Below are 6000 nucleotides of genomic sequence, written 5' to 3'. Positions count from 1 at the left end.
CAGGGCATCGGCGACACCATCCGCGTCTCGCTGTCCGCGCCCCCGGTCGAGGAGGTCAAGGTCGGCACCCAGATCCTGGAGTCGCTGAACCTGCGCCAGCGCGGCCTGGAGATCGTCTCCTGCCCCTCCTGCGGCCGCGCCCAGGTCGACGTCTACAAGCTCGCCGAAGAGGTCACCGCGGGCCTGACCGGCATGGAGGTCCCCCTCCGTGTCGCCGTCATGGGCTGCGTCGTCAACGGCCCCGGCGAGGCCCGCGAGGCCGACCTCGGCGTCGCCTCCGGCAACGGCAAGGGCCAGATCTTCGTCAAGGGCGAGGTCATCAAGACCGTCCCCGAGTCCAAGATCGTGGAGACCCTCATCGAGGAGGCCATGAAGCTGGCCGAGCAGATGGAGCAGAACGGCGAGCCCTCCGGCGAGCCGACGGTGTCGGTCGCGGGCTGACCCTCTCGGCGCCCTTCGGCGGGGGGCCGTGCTTCTCCGGCCGAGGGTGACGGAAAGCGGGGCGCGGGGAACCGTGCGACCAGCCACGCACGACCCGCGCTCCCGGCCGGGGGCCGAGCCCTCCGAACTGAACGGCACACGGCGGACCCGGCGCGGCTATAGTGCGGAGACCAGCGCAAACCCCAGGGTGAGGCCCCCGCACTTGTTGACCCAGACCACCTCCCGGGTGCTCGACCCGAGCGACCTCGACGCCGCGCTCGCCGTCCTCGACCGCGAGCCGGTCGCGAACGCCTTCGTGTCCGCACGCGTCCAGATCGCCGGACTCGACCCCTGGCGCCTCGGTGGCGAGATGTGGGGCTGGTACGAGGACGGCATGCTCACGTCCCTGTGCTACGCGGGGGCCAACCTGGTGCCGATCTGCGCCACCCCGCGCGCCGTACGCGGCTTCGCCGACCGCGCCCGCCGGGCGGGCCGACGCTGCTCCTCCATCGTCGGTCCCGCGGACGCCACCTCCGCCCTGTGGCGCCTGCTGGAACCCCACTGGGGCCCGGCCCGCGAGGTCAGGCCCCACCAGCCGCTGATGGTCACCGACCACATGCCCGAGGACATCGCCCCGGACCCGTACGTCCGCCGCGTCCGCAAGGACGAGATGGAGACGATCATGCCGGCCTGCGTGGCGATGTTCACCGAGGAGGTCGGCGTCTCCCCGCTGGCCGGCGACGGCGGCCTGCTCTACCAGGCCCGGGTCGCCGAACTCGTCGGCTCCGGGCGGTCCTTCGCGCGCCTCGACCAGGACGGAAAGGTCGTCTTCAAGGCCGAGATCGGCGCCGCGACCTCCCAGGCCTGCCAGATCCAGGGCGTGTGGGTGGCCCCCGAACACCGGGGCAAGGGCCTCGCCGCCCCGGCCATGGCGGCGGTCCTGCGCTACGCCCTGGCCGATGTGGCCCCCGTGGTCAGCCTGTACGTCAACGACTTCAACACCGCGGCGCGCCGCACGTACCGCAGGGTGGGCTTCCAGGAGATCGGCGCCTTCATGAGTGTGCTGTTCTGAACCCCGGTACCCTCCCGGCATGGATCTAGCGATCGGCCCCCTGGACCTGTCGGCCCGTGTGGACGAGGCTCTGGCGGTCCAAGCGGTGGCCTTCGGCCTCGGCCCGGACGAAGTCGCCGTACGGCGCCAGATCGTCCAGCGCCACATGCAGTTCCCGGGGGCACGGGCCCTCGGAGCGACCGTCGGCGGGCTCCTCGTCGGCTTCGTCTACGGCATGCCGAACTCGCGCACACACTGGTGGTCGACGGTCGTCGAGCCGTACCTGCGCGCGGCCGGCAACGACTTCTGGCTGGACGACTCCTTCGTGATCACGGAGCTGCACGTCCACCCGGACTACCAGAACCGCGGCATCGGCCGTCGGCTGATCACCAGGATCACGGACTCCGCCACCGAACCCCGCTCGATCCTCTCCGCGATCGACACCGACAGCCCCGCCCGTGGCCTCTACCACTCCCTGGGCTACGTCGACCTCGCCCGCCGTGTCCACTTCCCGAGCGCATCGCGCCCGTACGCGGTCATGGGGGCCCCGCTACCGCTGCGCAGGCGATAACCGATTTCCGCCCTCGCGGCGAGCCCGGCTAACCTCCTATGCCATCACCGTCCCCCATTCTCGGTCGCGCCCGAAGGGGGGCATCCCCACCTGGCAGGAGTACGAGAACCATGGCCAACGCACAGGTCCAGCGCATGTCCCAGTTGATGGCGAAGACGCTGCGCGACGACCCGGCGGACGCCGAGGTCCTCAGCCACAAGCTCCTCGTCCGCGCCGGCTACGTGCGCCGCACCGCCGCCGGTGTCTGGTCCTGGCTGCCGCTGGGCAAGAAGGTCCTCGCCAACGTGGAGCGCGTCGTGCGCGAGGAGATGGACGCCATCGGCGCCCAGGAGGTGCTGCTCCCCGCCCTGCTGCCCCGCGAGCCCTACGACGCCACGGGCCGCTGGGACGAGTACGGCCAGGAGCTGTTCCGGCTCAAGGACCGCAAGGGCGGCGACTACCTCCTCGGCCCCACGCACGAGGAGATCTTCACCCTCCTGGTCAAGGACCAGTGCACGTCCTACAAGGACCTGCCGGTGATCCTCTACCAGATCCAGAACAAGTACCGCGACGAGGCCCGCCCCCGCGCCGGCATCCTGCGCGGCCGCGAGTTCCTGATGAAGGACTCGTACTCCTTCGACCTCGCCGACGAGGGCCTCGCCGAGTCCTACGCCCTGCACCGCCAGGCCTACCAGCGGATCTTCGCCCGCCTCGGCCTCGACTACCGCATCTGCGCGGCCACCGCGGGCGCCATGGGCGGCTCCAAGTCGGAGGAGTTCCTGGCCCCCGCCGAGGCCGGCGAGGACACCTTCGCGGACTGCCCGAACTGCGACTTCGCGGCGAACACCGAGGCGATCAGCTACGCACTCCAGCCCGTCGACGGCTCCGCCGTGCCCGCGCTGGAGGAGATCCCCACCCCGGACACCCCGACCATCGAGACCCTGGCCGCCTCGCTCGGCGTCCAGGCCTCCGACACGCTGAAGAACCTGCTGGTCAAGGTGGACGGCGAGATCGTCGCCGTGGGCGTGCCCGGCGACCGCGAGGTGGACCTCGGCAAGGTCGAGGCGCACTTCGCCCCGGCCACCGTCGAGATGGTCACCGAGGCGGACTTCGCGGGCCGCCCCGACCTGGTGCGCGGCTACGTCGGCCCCCAGGGCCTCGGCGAGAAGGTCAGGTACATCGCCGACCCGCGCGTGGCCCCCGGCACCGCCTGGATCACCGGCGCCAACAAGGAGCACACGCACGCCAGGAACGTCGTCGCCGGCCGTGACTTCGAGGTCGACGAGTACGTGGACGTCGTGGTGGTCCAGGAGGGCGACCCCTGCCCCCGGTGCGGCACCGGCCTGAAGCTGGACCGCGCCATCGAGATCGGCCACATCTTCCAGCTGGGCCGCAAGTACGCCGACGCCCTCAAGCTCGACGTCCTCGGCCAGAACGGCAAGCCGGTCCGCGTCACCATGGGCTCCTACGGCATCGGCGTCTCGCGCGCCGTCGCCGCGCTCGCCGAGCAGACCGCCGACGAGCAGGGCCTGTGCTGGCCCAAGGAGATCGCCCCGGCCGACGTCCACGTGGTCGCCGCGGGCAAGGCCCTGCAGACCGAGCTGGCCCTCGACGTCGCCGGCAAGCTCGCCGCCGCGGGCGTGCGCGTCCTCGTCGACGACCGCGCCGGCGTCTCCCCGGGCGTCAAGTTCACCGACGCCGAACTGATCGGCGTCCCCCAGATCCTCGTCGCCGGCCGCCGCTCGGCCGAGGGCGTCCTGGAACTGAAGGACCGCAAGACCGGCGAGCGCGAGGAGCTGTCCGTCGAGGACGCGCTCGCACGCCTGACCGCGTAACACCGGACTGCCGAAGCGACGCCCCCGGGGTTTCCCCGGGGGCGTCGCCGTGTGCGGTCCGGTCCGGCTAGAGCCACCCGGCGAATTCCAGCAGCAGCTCGCCGGCCCCCGGCCATCCCACCCGTACCGCGCGGACCCCGGACTCCACCGCCCGGAAGAGCGTCCACCCCCGCAGCCGCTCCTGGTCCACCTCCAGCGACTCCGCGAGCCGCTTGATCCGCCGCCGGGTGATCGACGCCCCGGCGGGCGAGGCGATCAGGTCCTCCACCCGGTCCCGCACCAGCCGCGCCAGATCGAACGCGTTCTCCCCGACGACCGGGTCCGGCCCCACCGCGAGCCACGGCATCCGCTCCCCGGCCAGCACCTTGCTCTGCCGGAACGTGCCGTGCAGCAACCGCTGCTCCGGCGGCGCCACCAGCAACGCGTCCCGTGCCGCGAGCGCCGCGTCCACCAGCGGCGCCACCTCCGGCGCCCGCTCCGCCCCGGCCCGCATCGCCACCGCCTGCCGCCGCGTGCGCTCGGCGACGGTCTCGAAGGCGTGGTCCGCGGGCGGCTCCACCCACAGCCGCCGCAGGGTGCCCGCCGCCTCCAGCAGCGCCTTCGCCTCCGGCAGCGACCGCACGGAGACATCGGGGTGCAGCCGTTCGAGCAGCAGCACACCCTCCGCACGGTCCTCCGCGTCCGACGACAGCAGCTGTACGGCACCGCGTCCGCCCCAGTGGGCCAGCGCCGCCCGCTCACTCTCCGGGCGGGCCCGCGGCGGGGCCAGCTTCAGCACGGCGGGCGTGCCGTCCGCACGCCGCACCAGGACCACCAGGCTGCTGCGGCCACCCGGCACCTGCACCCGGTCGACGGTCAAGTCCAGCCGCGTCACGGCCCCTTCGGCGATCCCGGGCAACCGGGCCAGCCAGTCGTCCCCCGCCGGTGCCGTCTCCCCGAGCGCCCGCACCAGGCGCCGCGGCGGTTCGAAAGCCATGCGCGAGCCGTTCCCTTCCTCGTCCATCCCGTGCGACGCGCGGGTCCCGTGAGCCCGCGGTCCTCTCGTACGACGCTCAGCGGCCCGCCGACGCCGATCCCGACGGTGCCGCACCCGACGTGTCCGCCGCACCCGCGGCGCCCGTCCCCGTGTCCGTCCCCTCGCCCGCCCGTTCGGCGAGCCCCGGGAAGGCTACGCTCCGTCCGCTCCAGCCCACCGCCCGCACCGCCGCCTCCCGCAGCGCCCCCGCGGCCGAGGCCCGCCGCGCGCCGGTCGAGGAGCGCACCAGATCCGCGTAGACCCCGGCCACCCGCTCCTCCAGCCGGGCGGCGAGCCGTACCGCGTCGGCCGGGTCGCGCACCGCGAACGGCAGCGCGTAGGCCGCGCTCGCCGCCACCGGCCGGCCGCCCAGGTCCCGTACCTCGCGCGCCAGCGCGTCCCGGCGGGCCCGGTGGGCGTCGTATGCGGCCTTCGCCTCGGTCCTGCGCCGGTCGTCGACGCGGCCGCCGACGACGCCGTACCCGTACACCGCCGCGTGCTCCGCCGCCAACGCGGCCTGGAGCGCGGTCAGTTCGGTCTTCTTGTCGCCGTCGCTCACTTCGGGCCCCCCGTCGTCAGCAGGTACGCGTGCGCGGCCCCGGCCGCCGCCGCCGAGGCCAGCAGCCGCGCCGGCTCGCCCGGCAGGTCCAGCAACGCCCTGGCCCGCTGGTCGGCGAGGGTCCGCTCGGCGGCGGCCAGCGAGGCGAGGGCGTCCTTCTCGGTCGCCGGCGCGGGAGTCGATGAGGCGGTGGGGGAGGGGGAGGCGGAGCCCGAGGGGGTCGCCGCGGGGGTCGTACCGTCCGCGAAGGCGGCGACGTGCGCCGCGACCTCCGTGCGCAGCGGGCGCAGCCGCTCCGCGAGGCCCGGGAACGCCGCGAGCACGGCGTCGTAGCGTGCCAGCAGCGCCTCGCTGTCACCGGCGGCCCGCGCCCGCGCCCGCGCGGTGGCCGAGGGGCCGTCGCCGCCGGAGTCCGGACCGGCCGTGCAGCCCGCGAGCAGGGCGACGCCGGCGGCCGAGGCGAGCAACGTTCTTCTGCGCGGCCCCGAAGGGAAGCGCGGTGGCGAGGGGTACGGCACGGCAGACGTCCTCGGGGAACTCGTACGACAAGAAGAAGAGCGGCGACCGACG

7 protein-coding genes are annotated in these 6000 nt (G+C 73.9%); 4 read left to right on the top strand and 3 right to left on the bottom strand.

Translation table 11 applies throughout. The annotated features are described in order from the left end of the window. The 4 genes from ACWDD7_RS33230 to ACWDD7_RS33215 all read left to right on the top strand — a co-directional run. A partial coding sequence (locus ACWDD7_RS33230) for a flavodoxin-dependent (E)-4-hydroxy-3-methylbut-2-enyl-diphosphate synthase (protein ID WP_351881467.1) occupies positions 1-441 on the top strand: 441 nt, incomplete at its 5' end. 202 nt (positions 442-643) lie between these two features. Further along, the gene (locus ACWDD7_RS33225; RefSeq protein WP_392217104.1) at positions 644-1492 is read left to right on the top strand and encodes a GNAT family N-acetyltransferase; all 849 of its coding nucleotides are present in this window, start codon (positions 644-646) and stop codon (positions 1490-1492) included. Between the two features lie 19 nt (positions 1493-1511). Further along, positions 1512-2042: a GNAT family N-acetyltransferase gene (locus ACWDD7_RS33220; RefSeq protein ID WP_351881473.1), complete on the top strand. Its 531-nt coding sequence runs from the start codon at positions 1512-1514 to the stop codon at positions 2040-2042. 110 nt (positions 2043-2152) lie between these two features. After that, positions 2153-3856, top strand: coding sequence for a proline--tRNA ligase (locus ACWDD7_RS33215; protein WP_351881476.1), 1704 nt, complete (start codon positions 2153-2155; stop codon positions 3854-3856). A gap of 67 nt (positions 3857-3923) precedes the next feature. On the opposite strand, the gene ACWDD7_RS33210 is transcribed toward ACWDD7_RS33215, so the two are convergent. The 3 genes from ACWDD7_RS33210 to ACWDD7_RS33200 form a co-directional block, all read right to left on the bottom strand. Continuing rightward, positions 3924-4832: an aminoglycoside phosphotransferase family protein gene (locus tag ACWDD7_RS33210; protein WP_450460101.1), complete on the bottom strand. Its 909-nt coding sequence runs from the start codon at positions 4830-4832 to the stop codon at positions 3924-3926. A 76-nt stretch (positions 4833-4908) separates the two neighbouring features. Next, positions 4909-5430, bottom strand: coding sequence for a ferritin-like domain-containing protein (locus ACWDD7_RS33205; RefSeq protein WP_450460100.1), 522 nt, complete (start codon positions 5428-5430; stop codon positions 4909-4911). After that, entirely contained in the window at positions 5427-5948 is a 522-nt protein-coding gene (locus ACWDD7_RS33200) for a hypothetical protein (protein ID WP_450460099.1), read from the bottom strand. Before ACWDD7_RS33200 ends, ACWDD7_RS33205 begins: the two co-directional genes overlap by 4 nt. Positions 5949-6000 lie beyond the last annotated feature (52 nt).

It is taken from the genome of Streptomyces sp. NPDC001056 (assembly GCF_053598955.1).
Note: the sequence above shows the minus strand (reverse complement) of the source record. Positions and strands in the feature narration are given on the sequence as shown.

Excerpts from the sequence above, each read along its gene's own strand:
- ACWDD7_RS33210 (WP_450460101.1), bottom strand. The coding sequence starts at position 4,832 with ATGGCTTTCGAACCGCCGCGGCGCCTGGTGCGGGCGCTCGGGGAGACG.
- ACWDD7_RS33220 (WP_351881473.1), top strand. The coding sequence starts at position 1,512 with ATGGATCTAGCGATCGGCCCCCTGGACCTGTCGGCCCGTGTGGACGAG.
- ACWDD7_RS33215 (WP_351881476.1), top strand. The coding sequence starts at position 2,153 with ATGGCCAACGCACAGGTCCAGCGCATGTCCCAGTTGATGGCGAAGACG.